General features: G+C 71.7%; 17 protein-coding genes. 11 read left to right on the forward strand and 6 right to left on the reverse strand.

What is annotated here, in order from left to right; all coding sequences use genetic code 11:
* Positions 1 to 223: 223 nt before the first annotated feature.
* Positions 224 to 1,447, reverse strand: a complete 1,224-nt coding sequence (locus G9272_RS33035) for a cation:proton antiporter (RefSeq protein ID WP_171399900.1) — start codon at positions 1,445 to 1,447, stop codon at positions 224 to 226.
* 4 nt (positions 1,448 to 1,451) lie between these two features.
* Positions 1,452 to 1,937, reverse strand: coding sequence for a cation:proton antiporter regulatory subunit (locus tag G9272_RS33040; RefSeq protein WP_171399901.1), 486 nt, complete (start codon positions 1,935 to 1,937; stop codon positions 1,452 to 1,454).
* A 391-nt stretch (positions 1,938 to 2,328) separates the two neighbouring features.
* On the opposite strand from G9272_RS33040, the gene G9272_RS33045 reads away from it, so the two are divergent.
* From G9272_RS33045 to G9272_RS33060, 4 genes are all read left to right on the forward strand, one after another.
* Entirely contained in the window at positions 2,329 to 3,309 is a 981-nt protein-coding gene (locus G9272_RS33045) for a sensor histidine kinase (protein WP_171399902.1), read from the forward strand.
* Entirely contained in the window at positions 3,309 to 4,007 is a 699-nt protein-coding gene (locus G9272_RS33050; RefSeq protein ID WP_171399903.1) for a response regulator, read from the forward strand. Before G9272_RS33045 ends, G9272_RS33050 begins: the two co-directional genes overlap by 1 nt.
* A gap of 182 nt (positions 4,008 to 4,189) precedes the next feature.
* Complete coding sequence (gene miaB / locus G9272_RS33055) at positions 4,190 to 5,719, forward strand: tRNA (N6-isopentenyl adenosine(37)-C2)-methylthiotransferase MiaB (protein ID WP_171399904.1); 1,530 nt, start codon at positions 4,190 to 4,192, stop codon at positions 5,717 to 5,719.
* A 61-nt stretch (positions 5,720 to 5,780) separates the two neighbouring features.
* Positions 5,781 to 6,497: a class III extradiol dioxygenase subunit B-like domain-containing protein gene (locus tag G9272_RS33060; protein ID WP_171399905.1), complete on the forward strand. Its 717-nt coding sequence runs from the start codon at positions 5,781 to 5,783 to the stop codon at positions 6,495 to 6,497.
* A gap of 141 nt (positions 6,498 to 6,638) precedes the next feature.
* On the opposite strand, the gene G9272_RS33065 is transcribed toward G9272_RS33060, so the two are convergent.
* On the reverse strand, positions 6,639 to 6,908 hold the full coding sequence (locus tag G9272_RS33065; RefSeq protein ID WP_171399906.1) for an antitoxin: 270 nt from the start codon (positions 6,906 to 6,908) through the stop codon (positions 6,639 to 6,641).
* 24 nt (positions 6,909 to 6,932) lie between these two features.
* Positions 6,933 to 7,142: a gliding motility protein gene (locus G9272_RS33070; RefSeq protein WP_253268014.1), complete on the reverse strand. Its 210-nt coding sequence runs from the start codon at positions 7,140 to 7,142 to the stop codon at positions 6,933 to 6,935.
* Positions 7,143 to 7,419: 277 nt separating this feature from the next.
* On the opposite strand from G9272_RS33070, the gene miaA reads away from it, so the two are divergent.
* The 6 genes from miaA (at position 7,420) to hflX (ending at position 15,726) form a co-directional block, all read left to right on the forward strand.
* On the forward strand, positions 7,420 to 8,358 hold the full coding sequence (gene miaA / locus G9272_RS33075) for a tRNA (adenosine(37)-N6)-dimethylallyltransferase MiaA (protein ID WP_171399908.1): 939 nt from the start codon (positions 7,420 to 7,422) through the stop codon (positions 8,356 to 8,358).
* A gap of 108 nt (positions 8,359 to 8,466) precedes the next feature.
* The gene (locus G9272_RS33080; RefSeq protein ID WP_171402272.1) at positions 8,467 to 8,976 is read left to right on the forward strand and encodes a hypothetical protein; all 510 of its coding nucleotides are present in this window, start codon (positions 8,467 to 8,469) and stop codon (positions 8,974 to 8,976) included.
* Between the two features lie 73 nt (positions 8,977 to 9,049).
* Complete coding sequence (dapF, locus tag G9272_RS33085) at positions 9,050 to 9,919, forward strand: diaminopimelate epimerase (protein WP_171399909.1); 870 nt, start codon at positions 9,050 to 9,052, stop codon at positions 9,917 to 9,919.
* A 300-nt stretch (positions 9,920 to 10,219) separates the two neighbouring features.
* Positions 10,220 to 12,406, forward strand: coding sequence for a RelA/SpoT family protein (locus G9272_RS33090; protein WP_171399910.1), 2,187 nt, complete (start codon positions 10,220 to 10,222; stop codon positions 12,404 to 12,406).
* Between the two features lie 179 nt (positions 12,407 to 12,585).
* Positions 12,586 to 14,097, forward strand: coding sequence for a M1 family metallopeptidase (locus tag G9272_RS33095; RefSeq protein WP_171399911.1), 1,512 nt, complete (start codon positions 12,586 to 12,588; stop codon positions 14,095 to 14,097).
* Positions 14,098 to 14,232: 135 nt separating this feature from the next.
* Positions 14,233 to 15,726, forward strand: coding sequence for a GTPase HflX (gene hflX, locus G9272_RS33100; RefSeq protein ID WP_171399912.1), 1,494 nt, complete (start codon positions 14,233 to 14,235; stop codon positions 15,724 to 15,726).
* Positions 15,727 to 15,801: 75 nt separating this feature from the next.
* Here the strand turns inward: hflX and G9272_RS33105 are convergent, their stop codons facing one another.
* Together G9272_RS33105 and G9272_RS33110 are read right to left on the reverse strand one after the other, a co-directional pair.
* The gene (locus G9272_RS33105) at positions 15,802 to 16,995 is read right to left on the reverse strand and encodes a trypsin-like serine peptidase (RefSeq protein WP_171399913.1); all 1,194 of its coding nucleotides are present in this window, start codon (positions 16,993 to 16,995) and stop codon (positions 15,802 to 15,804) included.
* A 210-nt stretch (positions 16,996 to 17,205) separates the two neighbouring features.
* A complete protein-coding gene (locus tag G9272_RS33110) occupies positions 17,206 to 18,429 on the reverse strand; it encodes a trypsin-like serine peptidase (RefSeq protein ID WP_171399914.1) in 1,224 nt (407 codons plus the stop codon).
* Between the two features lie 352 nt (positions 18,430 to 18,781).
* Here G9272_RS33110 and G9272_RS33115 point away from each other — a divergent pair, with 352 nt between their 5' ends.
* Entirely contained in the window at positions 18,782 to 20,542 is a 1,761-nt protein-coding gene (locus tag G9272_RS33115; protein WP_253268015.1) for a diaminobutyrate--2-oxoglutarate transaminase family protein, read from the forward strand.
* The last annotated feature ends 41 nt before the right edge of the window (positions 20,543 to 20,583 follow it).

The following is a 20,583-nucleotide window of genomic DNA, read 5'->3' on the forward strand; positions in this document are numbered from 1 at the left end:
CTCGTGCGTCTGCGCAAGGTCAGTCCTGGAGATGGGGGGTGAGGGAAAGGGGGACCGGCCTGGCACTGTTCCTACTGGCCGGTAACGAGCCATGAGCATGCCATGGCGCTCTCCTCGCCACTCCGTGATCCGGACACGCTGTGCTGTGACGTATGCCACGGGGTGCGGTGAGGGCCCGGAGTGCGGTCCGGGCGCCCACCGCACCTCAGTCGCCCACTGCGCCTCAGTCGCGTACCGCCGTCTGCGTCCTCGCCTCGGGAAGCTGCTCGGTCGTGCCGTGGTCGTGGGGCGTCCGGCGCCGCGCCCACCAAGCCGCCAACGGCTCCGTGTAACGGGCGGTGAGCGGGCCCAGGACGACCAGGATCAGGACGTACGCCGTGGCCAGCGGCCCGAGAGAAGGCTCGATCCCGGCGGTGACCGCCAGCCCCGCGATGACGATCGAGAACTCGCCGCGCGCCACCAGCGCGCCGCCCGCACGCCAGCGCCCCTTGACCGAGATCCCGGACCGCCGGGCCGCCCAGTAGCCGGTGGCGATCTTCGTCGCGGCGGTGACGACCGCCAGCGCGAGGGCGGGCAGCAGGACGGGAGGGATGCTCGCCGGGTCGGTGTGCAGCCCGAAGAAGACGAAGAAGACGGCGGCGAACAGGTCGCGCAGCGGGCTCAGCAGGGTGTGCGCGCCCTCGGCGACCTCCCCGGACAGCGCGATGCCCACCAGGAACGCCCCCACGGCCGCCGACACCTGGAGCTGCTGCGCCACGCCGGCGACCAGGATGGTGAGCCCCAGCACGACGAGGAGCAGCTTCTCCGGGTCGTCGCTCGACACGAACCGGGAGATGACCCGCCCGTAGCGCACCGCCGCGAACAGCACGAGCCCCGCGACGCCCAGCGCGATCGCCAGGGTGACGCTGCCGGCCGCCAGCCCGACCCCGGCCACCAGGGCGGTGACGATGGGCAGGTAGACCGCCATGGCCAGGTCCTCGAGGACCAGCACGCTGAGGATCACCGGGGTCTCCCGGTTGCCGACCCGGCCCAGGTCGCCCAGCACCTTGGCAATCACCCCGGACGAGGAGATCCAGGTGACGCCCGCCAGCACCACGGCCGCCACCGGTCCCCAGCCCAGTAGCAGCGCGGCGGCCGCGCCCGGCAGGGCGTTGAGGGCGCAGTCGACGAGACCGGCCGGATAGTGGGCCTTGAGGTTGGAGACCAGATCGCTGGCCGTGTACTCCAGGCCGAGCATCAGCAGCAACAGGATGACGCCGATCTCGGCACCGGTGGCGACGAACTCCTCGCTCGCGCCGAGCGGCAGCAGCCCGCCCTCACCGAAGGCCAGACCGGACAGCAGGTACAGCGGGATCGGCGAGAACCGGAAACGGGCGGCGAACCGGCCGAGCAGGCCGAGGCCGAGGATGATGGAACCGAACTCGATCAGCAGGACTGCGGAGTGCACTCGATCACTCCCGCCCGAGTATGGCCGCGGCCGCGTCCACACCTTCGCGGGTGCCGATGACGATGAGGGTGTCGCCGCCCGCGAGACGGAAGTCCGGCGCCGGGGACGGGATCGCCTCGGCCCGCCGCAGCACCGCGACGATGGAGGTGCCGGTCTCCGTGCGCATCCGGGTGTCGCCCAGCAGCCGCCCGTTCCAGCGCGAGGTGGCCGCCACCTCGATGCGCTCGGCGACCAGCCCCAGGTCCGTGGTGTAGAGCAGGCTCGCGCTGTGGTGGGACGGCATCAGCGCGTCGATCAGCGAGCCCGCCTCGGCACCGGTCAGCCGCAGGGACTGGGCGCAGGAGTCGGGGTCGTCCGCGTGGTACAGGCCGACCGTCCGCGTGCCGTCGCGGTGGGCCACCACGGACAGGTGGCGCTGCTCCCGCGTCACGAGGTCGTACTGGACTCCGATGCCTGGCAGCGGTGTGGTCCGGAGGCGTGGAGCAGACACGTTTCTTCCCCTTGCTGGTCGTTGCTGGGCGTTTCCTGTGACGTCTGGGACGAGTGCCCAAAGCCGCCATGCTGCCATCCCCCCGTACGGTGACGACATGGGTGTCGTGACGGATGGACAGTGCCGACGGTGGGCGGAGAGGCTGGTCACGGCAGTGCCATGGAGAAGCGGCCGGGACCGGCCCGGGGGCCGACAGGAGCCGCGAACCGGAAGGCCCGGAAGGGCCGTAGGGGCGGGAAGGACGGCAAGAGCAGCACGAGCTGCACGAGACGAGCGAGCCGAACGAGACGGACGAGACGAGCGAGCCGGACACGACAAGCGAGCCGAACGAGATGGGCGAGTCGGACGACTCACGCGAGTCAGGCGAGTCAGGCGAGGAGGAGCCGCGCACATGTCACTGTTCTGGCGGATCTTCGTGCTCGACGCAGTCGGTCTGATCGTCGCGGCCGCACTGCTGCTGGGCCCGGTCACCGTCTCCACGCCCATACTGCCGGGTGAGGTGCTCGTCGTGGTCGCGGGTCTGGCCGCGCTGCTGACCGTCAACGCGGTCGTGCTGCGCGTCGGGCTGGCCCCGCTGGGGCGGCTGGGACGGGCCATGGCCGACGCCGACCTGCTGCACCCCGGGGCCCGTGCCGTGGTCTCGGGACCGGTCGAGACGGCCGAGCTGATCACGACGTACAACGCGATGCTGGACCGGCTGGAGGCCGAGCGCGCCGCCAGCGCGGCCGGGGCGCTGTCCGCCCAGGAACGCGAGCGCCACCGCATCGCCCGCGAACTCCACGACGAGGTCGGCCAGACCCTCACCGCCGTGCTGCTCCAGCTCAAGCGCGTCGCCGACCGGGCCCCGCGGGACCTGCGCGAGGAACTCGGCCAGGCGCAGGAGGCCACCCGGGCCGGCCTCGACGAGATCCGCCGCATCGCCCGTCGGCTGCGCCCCGGCGTCCTCGACGAACTCGGACTGCTCAGCGCCCTGCGCTCGCTCGCGGGCGAGTTCACCACCCATGGACTGACGGTGCGCCACGACCTTCGCACCGGCCTGCCCCCGCTGACCGAGGAGACGGAACTCGTGCTCTACCGCGTGGCCCAGGAGGCCCTCACCAACACCGCCCGGCACGCCGGCGCCGACCGTGCCGAGCTCCGCCTCCGCCCGGTCACCGACGGCGTCGAGCTCCTCGTACAGGACAACGGCAGGGGTCTGGGCGCGGCGGCCGGGGAGGGCGCCGGGATCCGGGGGATGCGGGAGCGGGCCCTGTTGATCGGCGCGACCCTCACGGTGTCGTCGGGGACGGACGGCGGCGGGACGGACATACGGCTGCGGGCGGCCGCGAGGGCCGGCCGGGTGGACGCGGCGGCCCCGGTCGGAGGCCGCTGATGGCGGACGGCACAGCATCGGCCGCACCTGGATCGGCGCCCTCTCCGACCCGCGTCCTGCTCGCCGACGACCACACCCTCGTACGCCGGGGTGTACGGCTCATCCTGGACGGCGAGCCCGACCTGACGGTGGTCGCCGAGGCCGGGGACGGCGCCGAGGCGGTCGAGCGCGCCCGGGCCGGGGACATCGACCTGGCCGTCCTCGACGTGGCCATGCCCCGGATGACCGGGCTCCAGGCGGCCCGTGAACTGTCCCGCCGCCTCCCGGCCCTGCGCATCCTCATCCTGACCATGTACGACAACGAGCAGTACTTCTTCGAGGCGCTCAAGGCCGGAGCGGGCGGCTACGTCCTGAAGTCGGTCGCCGACCGGGACCTGGTCGAGGCGTGCCGGGCGGTGGTGCGGGACGAGCCGTTCATCTGTCCGGGCGCGGAGCGGGCCCTGGTCCGCTCGTACCTGGACCGGCTGCATCGCGGCGACGGTGTCGACGGGTTGTCCGAGCGGCCCATCACCGAGCGCGAGGAGGAGATCCTCAAGCTCGTCGCCGAGGGGCATACCTTCAGGGAGATCGGCGCGCTGCTGTTCATCAGCGCCAAGACGGTGGAACGGCATCGCGCCAACCTCCTGCACAAACTCGGCATGCGCGACCGCCTGGAGCTCACCCGCTATGTGATCCGCGCGGGCCTCATCGACCCGTGACACCCTGGGCGGCCGCGCGCGTCACTCGTCGATCGCGGTGCCGAAGAGCGCGTCCGTGCCCGAGGTGCCGAAGGAGCCGCCGCCGTACAGCCAGCAGCCGTCGGCGGTGACGCCGGTGGTCGCGGTCGGTCCCGCGAACGGAGGCAGACGGGCGTTCTTCGGGGAGCGCCTACCCTTGAGCCATGACCAGCAGCAGCGACCGGAGCCTCGCAGTGGACGTTCACACACCCAAGAGCTACGAGATCCGCACCTATGGGTGCCAGATGAACGTCCATGACTCCGAGCGATTGTCCGGGCTGCTCGAAGAAGCCGGGTATGTGCGCGCCCCTGAGGGGTCCGACGGTGACGCGGACGTCGTCGTCTTCAACACCTGCGCGGTGCGCGAGAACGCCGACAACCGCCTCTACGGCAACCTCGGCCGACTCGCGCCGAGGAAGGCGAGCCGGCCCGGGATGCAGATCGCGGTCGGCGGGTGTCTCGCCCAGAAGGACCGCGACACCATCGTGAAGAAGGCGCCCTGGGTCGACGTCGTCTTCGGCACGCACAACATCGGCAAGCTCCCGGTCCTGCTGGAACGCGCGCGCGTGCAGGAAGAGGCCCAGGTCGAGATCGCCGAGTCGCTCGAGGCCTTCCCCTCCACCCTGCCGACGCGGCGTGAGAGCGCCTACGCGGCCTGGGTGTCGATCTCCGTCGGCTGCAACAACACCTGCACCTTCTGCATCGTCCCGGCCCTGCGGGGCAAGGAGAAGGACCGCCGCACCGGCGACATCCTCGCCGAGATCGAGGCGCTGGTCGGTGAGGGCGTCTCCGAGATCACCCTGCTCGGCCAGAACGTCAACGCCTACGGCTCCGACATCGGCGACCGCGAGGCCTTCAGCAAGCTGCTCCGCGCGTGCGGCGCGATCGAGGGCCTGGAGCGCGTCCGCTTCACCTCCCCGCACCCGCGCGACTTCACCGACGACGTCATCGCGGCCATGGCCGAGACGCCCAACGTGATGCCGCAGCTGCACATGCCCCTCCAGTCCGGCTCGGACACGGTCCTGAAGGCGATGCGCCGGTCCTACCGGCAGGAGCGCTACCTGGGGATCATCGAGAAGGTGCGGGCCGCCATCCCGCACGCGGCGATCACCACCGACATCATCGTGGGCTTCCCCGGCGAGACCGAGGAGGACTTCGAGCAGACCCTGCACGCGGTCCGCGAGGCCCGTTTCGCGCAGGCGTTCACCTTCCAGTACTCCAAGCGCCCCGGCACCCCCGCCGCGACCATGGAGGACCAGATCCCCAAGGCGGTCGTGCAGGCGCGCTACGAGCGTCTGGTCGCCCTCCAGGAGGAGATCTCCTGGGAGGAGAACAAGAAGCAGGTCGGTCGCACCCTGGAGCTGATGGTGGCCGAGGGCGAGGGCCGCAAGGACGGCGCCACCCATCGTCTCTCCGGCCGCGCCCCCGACAACCGCCTGGTCCACTTCAGCAAGCCGGAGCAGGAGGTGCGCCCCGGCGACGTCGTGACCGTCGAGGTGACGTACGCCGCCCCGCATCACCTCCTGGCGGAAGGCCCGGTCCTGGAAGTACGCCGCACGCGCGCGGGGGAAGCCTGGGAGAAGCGCACCGCCGAGAAGGCGGAGAAGCCGGCCGGCGTCCTGCTCGGCCTGCCCAAGATCGGCGTGCCCGCGCCACTGCCGGTGGCCACGGGCAGCGGCTGCGGCTGCGACTGACAGCCGGCGCGGCACCTGGCCGGTAGCCCTGTGGCTCTCGTACGGGGCTACCCTGCCGATCATGCTTGTCGCCGCCGCAGTCTGTCCCTGTCCGCCCCTGCTGGTACCCGAGGTCGCCGCGGGCGCCGCTGCCGAGCTGGATGCCGCGCGAGCCGCCTGCTCCGACGCGCTGTCCGTGCTGGCCGCCGCCCGGCCGGACCGGCTCGTGGTCGTCGGGCCGGCCGAGCAGTCCGGGCGTGGCCCGCACCCGGAGGGCGGACGGGGTTCGTTCGCCGGCTTCGGGGTGGATCTCGCCGTACGGCTGGGCCGGGGCGGCGGGGACACGCCGTCCGCACGTGAACTGCCGCCGTCCCTCGCCGTCGCCGCCTGGCTGCTCGAGCGGACGGGGTGGTCGGCCGCCCCCGTCGAGGGACTCGGCGTCGGGGAACCGATCGCGGCCGAGCGGTGCGTCGACGTCGGCCGGGGCATCGGCGCGGCGGCGGAGCGGGTCGCGCTGCTGGTGATGGGCGACGCCAGCGCGTGCCGGACGCTGAAGGCGCCGGGCTATCTCGACGAGCGCGCGGCTCCGTTCGACGCCGAGGTCGCGCGGGCGCTCGGCACGGCGGACCTCGCGGCCCTCAAGGCGCTGGACGCCGAGTTGGCGTACGAGCTCAAGGCCTCGGGCCGGGCGCCCTGGCAGGTGCTGGCGGGCGCGGCCGAGGACGCCGGGCTGACGGGCGCGCTGCTCTACGAGGACGCGCCCTACGGCGTGGGATACGTGGTCGCGACCTGGTCGTAGGCGGCCGTACGGCGGCGTCGTACGGCTCCGTCGTACGGCTTCCGGTTGAGCGGTACCGGCCGGTGAAACGGCGGACGGCCGCGAGCGTTTCCGCTGCGCGGCCGTCCGCCGATCGATGGGCCGGCGTGAGGTGCCTGCTGCTCAGGAGGCCGGCGGGGGAGTGTTCGGCGGGGTGAAGGTGTCGCCGCCCCCGGCGGGTTCGTCCTTGTGCGCGAGCCGGTCCACGGCGCCCTTGGCCTTACCGGTGCCCGAGTGGATGGTGTCGCTGTACTTGCCCTTGGTCTTCTCGTCGACGACCTTCGCGGCCTTGTCGAGACCGTGCTGGACCTTGTCCCCGTGCTGTTGCGCGAGGCCCGAGACCTTGCCCTTGGCCGGGGAGAGTTTGGCCTTCAAATTGTCGAAAAGACCCATGGGGCACCTTCCTCGCGGGTTCCGTTAGGCGCGGGCGCCTTCGCCCGCTTCGCTGTCGGCCGCCTCTTCGGCGGACTGCTGCCGGGGAATCTCGACCCCGTCGGTGGCGGCGACGGCAACCGGTTCCGTCGTCTTGTCCGGCTCCGGCTCGGCGCCGCTTCCAGCCTCTTCGGCCTCGGCCGACTCCTGCGCCGACGTCGGCGCGCCCGTCGGCTCCGCCTCGATGCCGTCCATCGGCGTACCGGTCGGTGTGTCGGCGGCGCTCGCCGTCTCCGCCGTCGCTTCCTCCGTCGCCCTCGACCTCCGAAAAATTCGCGCCAATACGCCCATATCCACTCCATACGGTACTCGTGCGGGCGAAATCCCGCGTTGGCCGGTGCGTCCGTTTGCGTCACCGGGGTCACCGCCCCCGCGAAGGGAGACGGGAATCTCGCAACGGGCAACGACCTCGCGCCGGCGTCGTCACGTAACTCGTTCGAGAGCGGTGGTCGGGGTTTGCGAGACTGGTGCCGTGAGCAGCGCACCCCCCGCCCCCCACGTCATCGCCGTCGTCGGACCGACCGCGGCCGGAAAGTCCGATCTGGGCGTATTCCTGGCCCAGCGGCTCGGCGGCGAAGTCGTCAACGCCGACTCCATGCAGCTCTACCGAGGGATGGACATCGGCACCGCCAAGCTGACGCTCGAGGAGCGCGGTGGCGTCCCGCACCACCTCCTGGACGTCTGGGACGTGACGGAAACCGCGTCCGTCGCCGAGTACCAGCGGCTGGCCCGCCAAAAGATCGACACCCTGCTCGCCGAGGGCCGTTGGCCGATCCTCGTCGGAGGCTCGGGGCTGTACGTCCGAGGAGCCGTCGACAACCTGGAGTTCCCCGGCACCGACCCCGAGGTCCGGGCCCGGCTGGAGGAGGAGCTCACGCTCCGCGGCTCGGGCGCGCTGCACGCCCGGCTGGCCGCCGCCGACCCCGAGGCCGCGCAGGCCATCCTGCCCGGCAACGGCCGCCGTATCGTCCGGGCCCTCGAGGTGATCGAGATCACCGGCAAGCCCTTCACGGCCAACCTGCCCGGTCACGACTCGGTCTACGACACCGTCCAGATCGGGGTCGACGTGGCGCGCCCCGAACTGGACGAGCGCATCGCCCGCCGCGTCGACCGGATGTGGGACGCGGGGCTGGTGGACGAGGTCCGCGCGCTGGAGGCGCAGGGCCTGCGTGCGGGGCGCACGGCCTCGCGCGCGCTCGGCTACCAGCAGGTCCTCACCGCCCTGACCGGCGAGTGCACCCAGGACGAGGCGCGCGCCGAGACGGTCCGTGCCACCAAGCGCTTCGCGCGCCGTCAGGATTCGTGGTTCAGGCGCGATCCGCGGGTGCACTGGTTGAGTGGGGCTGCGGCTGACCTCACAGAACTTCCGGAGCTCGCGCTGGCGTTGGTGGAACGACCGGTCACAGCCTGATCACGTCATGGCATCGGGACGCCCAGGCCGTCATCCGGGCATCCGACGCCGTGCCATCATCGAGCTTCGATCGACCAAGTGGAGTCCGAGTTGGGAGGGCGCGTGGCGATGGAGGCCGGCCCTCGCGACACCGCAAAAGGCACCGAGCACCTCACCACCGAGCGTGGTGAACCGGAGCCCGAGGAAGGCCGTCTGAGCCCCGACGGGCCGGACGAGGACGACACCCGGGACGGCGTGAGCGACGACGGTCCCGAGCCCGAGGAGATGTTCGCGGGCGGACCCGAGGTCGAGGTCGAGCTGCGCCCGCAGCGTCGGCTTCGGATCTGGCAGCTCGCGCCCATCGTGACGCTGGCCGCGGTCGGCTCCCTGATGTTCGCCTTCCCGCTCGCCTTCGACTTCGGTGACAGCGGCGCCATGATCGCCATGCTCGGGCTGCTCATCTGCTCCTGTGCGGCCGGCTGGGGAATGATGGCCGCGCGACGCGTGGGTTACACGTGGCCCGGCCTGCCCCAGCGCGGCTCCGGGCGCCGTCCCGACTGGCGGGTCGTCCTCGCCTACGTCGTGATGGTCGCCGCGGTGGTGGCCCTGGCCGTCGGACGGGTCGCCAGGCTGCGCTGAGCTCCACGCGCGCGTGCTCACCGGCGCGGCCGCCCCGGGACGGGGTGTCCTGGCCACCCCGTACGATCGAGGAATGAGCACGCGGATCGCCTTCCTCAAGGGTCACGGCACCGAGAACGACTTCGTGATCGTCCCGGACCCCGAGAACGCCATCGACCTCCCCCCGGCCGCCGTCGCCGCCCTGTGCGACCGCCGCGCGGGCATCGGAGGTGACGGGCTGCTGCACGTCGTGCGGTCCGCCGCGCACCCCGAGGCGAAGGACATGGCGGCCGAGGCGGAGTGGTTCATGGACTACCGCAACGGCGACGGCTCCGTCGCGGAGATGTGCGGCAACGGCGTCCGGGTGTTCGCGCGCTACCTCCAGCACGCCGGACTCGTCACCGAGGGCGACCTCGCGGTCGCCACGCGCGGGGGCGTGAAGCGCGCGCACCTCGACAAGGAGGGTGACGTCACCGTCGGCATGGGCAGGGCCCGTCTCCCCGAAGGGGACGTCACGGTGAGCGTCGGCGAGCGCAGCTGGCCCGCGCGGAACGTGAACATGGGCAACCCGCACGCCGTCGCCTTCGTGGCGGACCTCGCGCACGCGGGCGACCTGCTGGCCCCACCGCCGTTCAGCCCCGCCTCGGCGTACCCGGACGGGGTCAACGTCGAGTTCGTCGTGGACCGCGGTCCACAGCACGTCGCCCTGCGCGTGCACGAGCGCGGGGCCGGCGAGACCCGCTCGTGCGGCACGGGCGCGTGCGCCGTCGCCGTGGCGGCCGCGCGCCGGGACGGCGCCGACCCGGCGGCCACCGGCGTACCGGCGACGTACGTCGTGGACGTTCCCGGCGGACGTCTGCTGATCACCGAGCGGCCCGACGGTGAGATCGAGATGACAGGGCCCGCAGTGATCGTCGCCACAGGCGAGATCGATCCGGAGTGGCTGGAAACAGTCGCCCGCTGATTTCACGGAGGCTTGGCATCGGAGGCGGGAGCGACCTGCCGGCCCGGAGGGTCGCGCTCCGGGGGCCGGTCGTGGGCTCGAATTCACGATCGAGATCAGGCCGGGCGGCTCAAAATCGTAAACCCCCGGCCCGTCGCTCGAATGGGTGATCCGTTTCACGCTCGGCGAGAGGCGGTCAGTCGCGCGTGATGGGCTCGGTAGCATCAAGCACCGGCCCGGACGGGGGACCGTTCACCAGTCCCCTGAGCCGTGTCCGCCCTGGGACACCCCGTCCGCCGGTCCACGCAGCCGGAGGTGCCCATGAGTGCGGAGGCCACGAATCCCGCGACCCCAGGCCCGGTAGTGCCTTCAGCGCCCCGCAGGCGCAGTCGCCCCCGGATCGACCTGCGTCGCCTCGGCCGGGCTGCGCTGCTCGGCCCGGCCTCCCGCGGCCGGCTGCCCGACGCGATCGGCCACGTGGTCGAGGCCCATCGCGCCCACCACCCCGACGCCGACCTGGAACCGCTGCACCGCGCCTATGTGCTCGCCGAGTCCTCGCACCGCGGCCAGATGCGCAAGAGCGGCGAGCCCTACATCACCCACCCGCTCGCCGTGACCCTGATCCTCGCCGAACTCGGCGCGGAGACCACGGCCCTGACGGCCTCACTGCTCCACGACACCGTCGAGGACACCGATGTGACGCTCGATCAGGTCGGCGAGGAGTTCGGCGCCGAAGTGCGCTATCTCGTCGACGGTGTCACGAAGTTGGAGAAGGTCGACTACGGCGCGGCCGCCGAGCCCGAGACCTTCCGCAAGATGCTCGTCGCCACCGGCAACGACGTCCGCGTGATGTCGATCAAACTCGCCGACCGGCTGCACAACATGCGCACCCTCGGCGTGATGCGCCCCGAGAAACAGGAACGCATCGCCAAGGTCACCCGCGACGTCCTCATCCCGCTCGCCGAACGCCTCGGTGTCCAGGCCCTCAAGACCGAGCTGGAAGACCTCGTCTTCGCGATCCTGCATCCCGAGGAGTACGAGCACACCCGCGAACTGATCGTCGACAACGCCTCCCGCGCGGACGACCCCCTCGCGGAGTTCGCCGAGGCGATGCGCACGGTCCTGCGCGACGCCGACATCCAGGCCGAAGTCCTCATCCGCCCACGGCACTTCGTCTCCGTGCACCGCGCGTCCCGCAAGCGCGGCCGCATGCGGGGCGCCGACTTCGGCCGGCTGCTGGTCCTGGTGAACGAGGACGCCGACTGTTACGCCGTCCTGGGCGAACTGCACACCTGTATGACGCCGGTCGTCTCGGAGTTCAAGGACTTCATCGCCGTTCCCAAGTTCAACCTGTACCAGTCGCTGCACACCGCCGTCGCCCGCGAGGACGGCCAGGTTGCCGAAGTCCTCATCCGCACCCACCAGATGCACAAGGTCGCCGAGGCCGGCGTCATCGCCCTCGGCAATCCCTATACAGCTCCCGCGGAGGAGCAGACCCGGGGGAGGGTCCCGGCCGACGAGGAACGCGTCGACCCGACCCGGCCCGGTTGGCTCTCCCGCCTCCTGGACTGGCAGGAGGCCGCGCCCGATCCCGACACCTTCTGGTCCACCCTGCGCGAGGACCTCGCCCAGGACCGCGAGATCACCGTCTTCCGCCCCGACGGCGGCACGCTCGGCCTGCCCGACGGAGCCACCTGCGTCGACGCCGCGTACGCGCAGTACGGCGAGGACGCCCACGCCTGCATCGGCGCCCGGGTGAACGGCCGTCTGGCGACCCTCAGCACCGTTCTGCGGGACGGCGACACCGTCCAGCTCCTCATGGGCCAGGACCCCGCCTCGGAGCCCTCCAGGGAGTGGCTGGAGCACGCCCACACTCCCGCCGCCCGCATCGCCATCCAGCGGTGGCTGGCGACGCACCCGGCCCCGGCCGAGCACGAGGGAGCGGAGAGGGCGCAGGACTCCGGTGCCGCCAAGGCCGCCGAGGCCATCGCCCGGCCCGCGGCCGACACGGTCACGCCCGACGCCCCCGCCTCGCGGCCCGGCGCCGCGATCACCGTCGTCGACCGGCCCGACGCCAGCGTCCGGCTCGCCGGGTGCTGCACGCCCGTGCCCCTCGACGAGGTCACCGGCTTCGCGGTGCGCGGGGGAGTGGTGACCGTGCACCGCGCAGAGTGTTCCGCCGTGGCGCGCATGGCGAACGCCGGGCGCGAGGAGGTCGACGTGCGCTGGGGCGACACCAGCGGATGCCGGGTCACCCTGGTCGCCGAATCGTTCGGCCGCCCCCATCTGCTCGCCGACCTCACCGAGGCCATGGCGCTGGAGGGCGCCGAGATCGTCTCCGCGACCGTCGAGCCCCCGAACCAGCAGCAGGTGCGCCACACGTACACCGTGCAACTCCCCGACGCCGGCCACCTGCCCACCCTCATGCGCGCCATGCGGAACGTACCCGGCGTCTACGACGTGGGCCGCGCGCAGCATCACGCTCCCGCCTCCCCGGAACCGGCGTAGACCGTGCCCCCGCGCGCGTGAAGTGGACGGCCGTGCCGGTGTCCACGCGCGCGTGGAGCGAAGGCGCGTCGCGCAGTTGTCCTCCCGGGCGACAGGCCACGCGCGCGTGCGCAACCCGTTCGAGTGGGCCGGGCGCGCGTCGCCGACGTGACGGACGTGCGCGCTGGTAGCGGTGGTGCATGCTGCTCACCCCTCGCGCCCGGCTGAAATCCGCGCTCCTCGCCTCGGCCGTCTCCGTCTGCCTCGTCGCCGCGAGCGCCCCGGAGGTCCCGCTCGGCGTCGGCGACCGCCTCTTCCCGTACCTGGGCAACCCCGGGTACGACGTCGCCTCGTACGACCTGGCCTTCACCTATCCCGGCACCAACACCAAGCCCCTCCAGGCGGTCACCACCATCGACGCCTGGACCACCACCGCCCTGGACCGGATCAACCTCGACTTCGCGCAGGGCAAGGTGGAATCGGTCGAGGTCGACGGCGCACCCGCCACCTTCAGCAGCGCCGGCGACGACCTGGTGGTCACCCCGGAGGACTCGCTGGCCGCCGGCAGTTGGACGCGGATCACCGTGCGGCACACCAGCGATCCCGTGAGCACCGGCGGCCGGGACGGCGGCTGGGTGCGGACCGCGGACGGCCTCGCCATGGCCAACCAGGCGGACGCCGCGCACCTGGTCTTCCCGTGCAACGACCATCCGTCCGACAAGGCGATGTTCACCGTCCGGATCACCGCTCCCAACGGCTACACGGCCGTCGCGGGCGGGCTGCCGACCGGGGTCGAGCGGGCCGGCGAGGCCACCACCTGGACCTATCGCACCCAGCACCCCATGGCCACCGAGCTCGCCCAGGTGTCCATCGGCCGCTCCACGGTCGTGCACCGCGAGGGGCCGCACGCACTGCCCGTACGGGACGTCGTGCCCACCAAGGACCGCGAACTCCTCGAACCGTGGCTGAAGAAGACGCCCGACCAGATCGCCTGGATGGAGGGCAAGGTCGGCCCCTACCCCTTCGAGACCTACGGGCTGCTCATGGCGGAGGCCTCCACCGGGTTCGAACTCGAGACGCAGACCCTCTCCCTCTTCGAGAGGGACCTCTTCACCGAGCCCGGCTACCCCAAGTGGTACATCGAGTCGATCATGGTGCACGAGCTGTCCCACCAGTGGTTCGGCGACAGCGTCAGCCCGCGCACCTGGTCCGACCTGTGGCTGAACGAGGGACACGCCACCTGGTACGAGGCGCTGTACGCGGAGGAGAAGGCGGGGCGCACGCTGGAGGCGCGGATGAAGGCGGCTTACGGCGCCTCCGACCGCTGGCGCTCCACGGGAGGCCCGCCGGCGCAGCCCAAGGCCCCCAACCCCGGCCAGAAGATCAGCATCTTCCGGCCCAACGTCTACGACGGCGCCGCCCTCGTCCTGTTCGCCCTGCGCCAGGAGATCGGCCGGACCGCGTTCGAGCACCTCGAGCGGGCGTGGGTCCACAACCACCGGGACTCCACGGCGACCACGGCCGACTTCGAGCACCTCGCCCAGGAGATCTCCGGTCGCGATCTGGCCCGGTTCTTCAAGGACTGGCTGTACGGCGAGAAGACCCCGCCGATGCCCGGCCACCCGGACTGGAAGCCGGCGGCGCCGGTCGCCAAGGGCGAACCGAAGGCCGCACCGAAGGTCGCCCCGCCGGCAGCGCGGGCCGCGAAATAAGGCCGTGACGAGACGGGCCGTACCGTGCGACCATCGTGAGGTCGGTGCAGCGCGGGACACGGGAATCTCCCGGGGTGCTCGCGCGTTGTCCCTCATGAAGGCCGCCGTACCGGCATCCAACGACGTAAGGACCCAATGACCTCCTCTTCTTCCCCTTCCCAGGACACCCAGCGCGTTACGCACGCCTACCCCGAAGGTCTCCGGGCCGATGCCCTGATGGAAGAGGACGTCGCCTGGAGCCACGAGATCGACGGAGACCGGGACGGCGACCAGTTCGACCGCTCCGAGCGCGCGGCCCTGCGCCGCGTGGCGGGTCTCTCCACCGAACTCGAGGACGTCACCGAGGTCGAGTACCGGCAGCTCCGCCTGGAGCGGGTCGTGCTCGTCGGCGTCTGGACCACGGGAACCGCACAGGACGCGGACAACTCCCTCGCGGAGCTGGCCGCCCTCGCGGAGACGGCGGGCGCTCTGGTGCTCGACGGCGTCATCCAGCGCCGTGACAAGCCCGACGCGGCCACCTACATCGGCTCCGGCAAGGCCCAGGAGCTGCGCGACATCGTGCTCGAGACGGGCGCGGACACCGTCATCTGCGACGGTGAGCTCAGCCCGGGCCAGCTGATCCACCTCGAGGACGTCGTCAAGGTCAAGGTCATCGACCGTACGGCCCTGATCCTGGACATCTTCGCCCAGCACGCCAAGTCCCGAGAGGGCAAGGCGCAGGTCGCGCTCGCGCAGATGCAGTACATGCTGCCGAGGCTGCGCGGCTGGGGTCAGTCGCTGTCCCGGCAGATGGGCGGCGGCAAGGGCGGCGGCCTCGCCACCCGTGGCCCCGGTGAGACCAAGATCGAGACGGACCGGCGCCGGATCCGCGAGAAGATGGCGAAGATGCGCCGGGAGATCGCGGAGATGAAGACCGGCCGCGAGATCAAGCGCCAGGAGCGCAAGCGCCACAAGGTGCCGTCCGTCGCCATCGCGGGCTACACCAACGCCGGTAAGTCGTCGCTGCTCAACCGCCTCACGGGCGCGGGCGTCCTGGTCGAGAACGCCCTGTTCGCGACCCTGGACCCGACCGTGCGCCGGGCGGAGACCCCGAGCGGCCGCCTGTACACGCTGGCGGACACGGTCGGCTTCGTCAGGCACCTGCCGCACCACCTGGTCGAGGCGTTCCGCTCCACCATGGAAGAGGTCGGCGAGTCCGACCTGATCCTGCACGTGGTGGACGGCTCGCACCCGAACCCGGAGGAGCAGCTGGCCGCCGTACGCGAGGTGGTCCGGGACGTCGGCGCCACCGGCGTGCCCGAGATCGTCGTGATCAACAAGGCGGACGCGGCCGACCCGCTGACGCTCCAGCGGCTCATGCGGATCGAGAAGCGCTCCATCGCGGTCTCGGCCCGCACCGGCCAGGGCATCGACGAGCTGCTCGCGCTGATCGACAACGAGCTGCCGCGGCCGTCGGTCGAGGTGGAGGCGCTCGTGCCGTACACCCACGGTGGACTGGTCGCCCGCGCCCACACCGAGGGCGAGGTGATCTCCGCGGAGCACACGGCGGAGGGCACCCTGCTGAAGGTGCGGGTGCACGAGGAGCTGGCGGCGGACCTCGCGCCGTACGTACCGGCTCCGCTCGCCTGAGCCGTCGCGGCCCGCTCTACGCCCGAAGGCCCGCCCCCTGCTCGACGCAGGGGGCGGGCCTTCGGCGTGCTCGGCTCACTGACCGCCGTATGTCTTGCTCATGTTCTCGTAGAGCGCCTCGGCCTCCTGGCCGAGCCGGGGCCCCGCCAGCCAGCTGTTGTCGGCCGGGCCGATCGAGGTGTTGGAGACCAGCTCGGTCCTGCCGTCCACCACCCGGAACCAGCCGCCGCCGGACGAACCGCCGGTCATCGTGCAGCCGATGCGGTACATCGTCGGCAGCGACGCGTCGAGTGAGAACCGCCCGGGCCGGTCGAGGCACTTGAACATCTTCAGCCCGTTGTAGGGCGGTGCCGCCGGGTAGCCCCAGGCGCCCATCGAGGCGACCTCGGTCGCGGACGGCCCGGAGAAGTCCACGTCCAGCGCCGCGCCGACCGTCTCCTCCAGCGACTTGGAGCCCTGCTCCGGTGTCACGTGCAGCACGGCGTAGTCGTACGCGGCTCCCGCGCCGCCCGTGTCCGAGCCGCCGGCGATCCACTCGTTCGACGTCGACGCCCAGTCGGCCCACCAGTTGCCGTAGGGGGCGATCTCCGACGACGTGGCGTCACCGAGCTGGGCCTCCGTCTTGCCGAGGTCGTTGTAGGCCGGGACGAAGACGAGGTTGCGGTACCAGCCACCGTCGCCCCCGGCGTGCACACAGTGCCCGGCCGTCCACACGAGGTTGGACTTGCCCGGGTGGTTCACGTCCTTGACGACCGTGCCGGAGCAGACCATCGTGCCCTCGGGCGAGTCGAAGAAGACCTTGCCGACCGGGGCCGCGTTCTCGTGGTACGGCGTCTTCTCGGCCTCCGCCTTCACGGCCGTCGGATCCGGGTCGCTGACGCCCTGGTCGGCGGCGGCGTCCTTCGTGGTGACGGTCTTGTTCGCCTCCTTCGCGGACTGCATCCGCTCGGGCTTCCACAGCCCCTCGATCACCGGATTGACGAAGTCCTTGGCCGCGCTCAGCCACTTGTCCTTGTCCCAGTCCTGCCAGCCGCCGTCGGCCCACTTGTCGACGTCGACGCCGTGCTTCTCGAGCTTGTCGGCGATGTCGGCCGGGACCTGGACCTTGCCGTCACCGGCGGCCGTCCCGGAGGCGGTGGCGTCGGCCTTGGTGTCGTCGGAGCCGCTGCACGCGGTCACCGTCAGAGCCAGGGCGGTGACGAGCCCGGCCGCGAGCAGGGTGCGCCGTCGGCCGTGTGGGCGCGCGACGGGCGTACGTGTGGAACGCATGGTGCGATATCCCCCGTTGAAACCTGTGAAGGTGAAGCGTGTGGATCGTTGAACGTCCGAGCCGACCTGAAGTGTCATGGGCCTGACAGACATAGCGCCGAGTCGACCCGACGCTCGCCCACAGGCAACACCCCATCATGCCCGTGGAATTCGGGACGAACGGCGGTGGGACGGTGAAGGTTCCCGTCAGGCGTCCCACCGCCGATCAAGCTACTGACCGGCGAACTTGTCGCTCACCGAGTCGTACACACCCTTGGCCACGTCACCCAGCCGCGGCCCCGCGAGCCAACCCGCGTTCACCGGGCCGATCGAGGTGTTGGACACCAGCGCGGGTTTCCCGTCCGACCCCGCCGCGACCCAACCGCCGCCCGACGAACCGCCGGTCATCGTGCAGCCGATGCGGTACATCGTCGGGTCCGAGGAACTCAGCGAGAACCGCCCCGGCTTGTCCTGGCACTGGTAGAGCTTCTGCCCGTCGTACGGCGCCGCCGCCGGATAGCCGGTCGCGGTGATGCTGCTCACCTTCGGCACCGCCGGGGCGTTGAAGTTCACCGGGAGCGCCGAACCGACCGTCTCCTCCAGGGACTTGCCCGTGCCGCCCTCCTCCGGCGTCACATGGATGACGGCGTAGTCGTACGAGGCGCCGTCACCGCCGGTCTGCCCGCCCTGGGCGATCCACTGGTCGGACGTCTTCGTCCAGTCGCCCCACCAGACCCCGTAGGGAGCAACCTGCTCCTTGGTGGCCGTCTCCAACTCCTTGGCCGACATGCCCGAGTCGTTGTACGACGGCACGAACGCGATGTTGCGGTACCAGCCGCCGCCCTTGCCGGCGTGCACACAGTGGCCGGCCGTCCACACCAGGTTGGACTTTCCGGGGTGAGCGGGGTCCTTGACGACCGTCGCCGAGCAGACCATCGTGCCCTCGGGGGAGTCGAAGAGCACCTTGCCCGCCTCGGCGGCGTTCTCGTGGTACGAGGGCGAAACGGCCTTCGCGTCCACCGCCTGCGGCGTCGGGTCGGTCACCCCCTGGTCACCGGAGAGGTCGTTCTCGTCGACGCTCCGGTCCGGGTCCTCGGCCTCCCGCATCCGGTCCGGGTCCCACAGCCCCGCGATGATCGGGTTGACGTAGTCCTGCGCCTCACGCAGCCAGTCGTCCTTGTCCCAGTTCTTCCAGGCGCCGTTCTTCCACTTGTCGAGGTCGATCCCGTGCTCTTTGAGCCTGTCCTTGATGTCGTCCGGGATCGTGATCTTGCCGTCGCTGCCGGTCGACGCCGTCGCGCCGGCCTGGTTGTCCGCGTCGGTGTCGCCCGAATCGCAGGCGGTCGCGGTGAGCGCGAGCACCGAGGCGAGGGCCACGGCGCCCAGTACGGGGGAGGTTCTGCGGCGCGCGTTCCTCCCCCGCCGAGCGGTGAACGACGGCCGTATGGATCGCATGATCTGACTCCCCCTGCTGTCAACGAACTTGAAGTACCGGCCGCCCCCGCCGAGTGAAACTCATGGTGATCTCACACCGAGTTCAAGCGGGTCTCACGGCCATGAGTGATGCCACCACACGATATGCGGTCGCCGCGGGGGACTCCCGACCGAATGGCAACTGTTCCGCCACAGACCACCGACGGGACCGGCCAGGCGCGGGACCGCAGCGGGCGACGTGCGGCGTTCCGGCGTAGGCGGGGGCACGGTCATTCTCGTAACGACCCGTAACCAGCACGGCCGTCCGGTGTTGATAGCGATGAGGGCTGCTGTGTGTGCACGCTCTTCGACCGGCGGGAGGACAGGGGGAGGCGTGGCCGTGACCGAGCCAGTACCCGAGGAGGCCCCCTCGGGGCGTACCACCGGAACTCGCCCCGACGGAGCCTCTGACGCCGGATCTCCCGTCGCGGGAGCATTCGCCGCCGGAACGGCCGCCGCGGGGAACCGGACGGGTGGCCGGCCCGCGCACGAGGGGATCCTGCGGCGTCAGTCGGCTCGCGAGTCCGCGGCGCGCACCTACGCGCGTGCCCTGCCGATCGTGCCGGTCCGGGCGCGCGGGCTGACCATCGAGGGCGCGGACGGCCGCCGCTACCTCGACTGTCTCTCGGGCGCCGGAACCCTCGCGCTCGGCCACAACCATCCCGTCGTGCTGGAGGCCATCCGCAAGGTCCTCGACTCGGGGGCGCCCCTGCACGTCCTCGACCTCGCCACCCCGGTCAAGGACGCCTTCATCACCGAACTGTTCCGGACACTGCCGCCCGGTCTCGCCGACCACGCGCGCGTGCAGTTCTGCGGACCGGCCGGCACGGACGCCGTGGAGGCCGCCCTCAAGCTGGTCCGGGCCGCCACCGGCCGCACCGGTGTCCTGGCCTTCACCGGGGCGTACCACGGGATGACCGCCGGATCCCTCGAAGCCTCCGGGGGCGCCTTCGACGTGCGGGTGGCGCGGCTGCCCTATCCCCAGGACTACCGCTGTCCCTTCGGTGTCGGCGGCGAGCGCGGCGCCGAACTCGCCGCCCGCTGGACCGAGTCCGTCCTCGACGATCCCAAGTCGGGGGTGCGGCACCCCGCCGGGATGATCCTCGAACCGGTCCAGGGCGAGGGCGGTGTGATTCCCGCGCCGGACGGGTGGATGCGGCGTATGCGGCAGATCACGGCCGAGCGCTCGATCCCGCTGATCGCCGACGAGGTCCAGACGGGCGTGGGCCGGACCGGTGCCTTCTGGGCGGTGGAGCACAGCGGGGTCGTCCCCGACGTGATGGTCCTGTCCAAGGCCATCGGAGGCAGTCTGCCGCTCGCCGTCGTCGTCTACCGTGACGCCCTCGACGTCTGGCAACCCGGCGCCCACGCGGGCACGTTTCGCGGCAACCAGCTCGCCATGGCCGCCGGTACGGCCACCCTCGCCTACGTCCGCGAGAATCGCCTCGCCGAACGCGCGGCCACCCTGGGAGGCCGCATGCTGGGCCAACTCCGCCGTCTCGCCCAGGACTTCCCGTGCATGGGAGACGTGCGGGGACGCGGGCTGATGATCGGGGTCGAGATGGTGGACCCCGAGGGGGAAAGCGGGTCCGGCGCGATCGGCGCCCCGCAGGTCGTCGCGCAGGCCGGTGGCGAGCCCGGCCCGTCGGCCTACGGCGTCCACGCCCGTGACTCCACACCCCGCCCGACGACGCCATCGGCTCCCCGGCACACCCCCTACCCCGCCGCCCCCGCGCTGGCCGCCGCCGTCCGACGGGAGTGCCTGCGGCGGGGCCTCATCGTCGAACTCGGCGGACGTCACGCCAGCGTCGTACGGCTGCTTCCGCCTTTGACGATCACCGACGAGCAGGTCGCCGCGGTGCTCGACCGACTGGCGGACGCGATGGCGGCGGTGTCCAGCAGCCACATGCGCGGTGCGGTGCGGAGGGTGCCCGATCAGCCGAACCATCAGCCCCGGCTTGAACACCAGCCCGAGCCCCAGTCCGAGCACCAGACCCAGTCCGAGCACCAGAGCCAGCACCAGAGCCAGAAGCGGCCGAACCTGCCGTCCGGGCCGGACCGGCGCCAGGGCGGCCATGCCGAGTGGGCGGGGTAGCCCCGGGCAATCGCCGCCGCACGCCCGTGATCGCGGACGCC

Source organism: Streptomyces asoensis (genome assembly GCF_013085465.1).
Taxonomy (GTDB): domain Bacteria; phylum Actinomycetota; class Actinomycetes; order Streptomycetales; family Streptomycetaceae; genus Streptomyces; species Streptomyces cacaoi_A.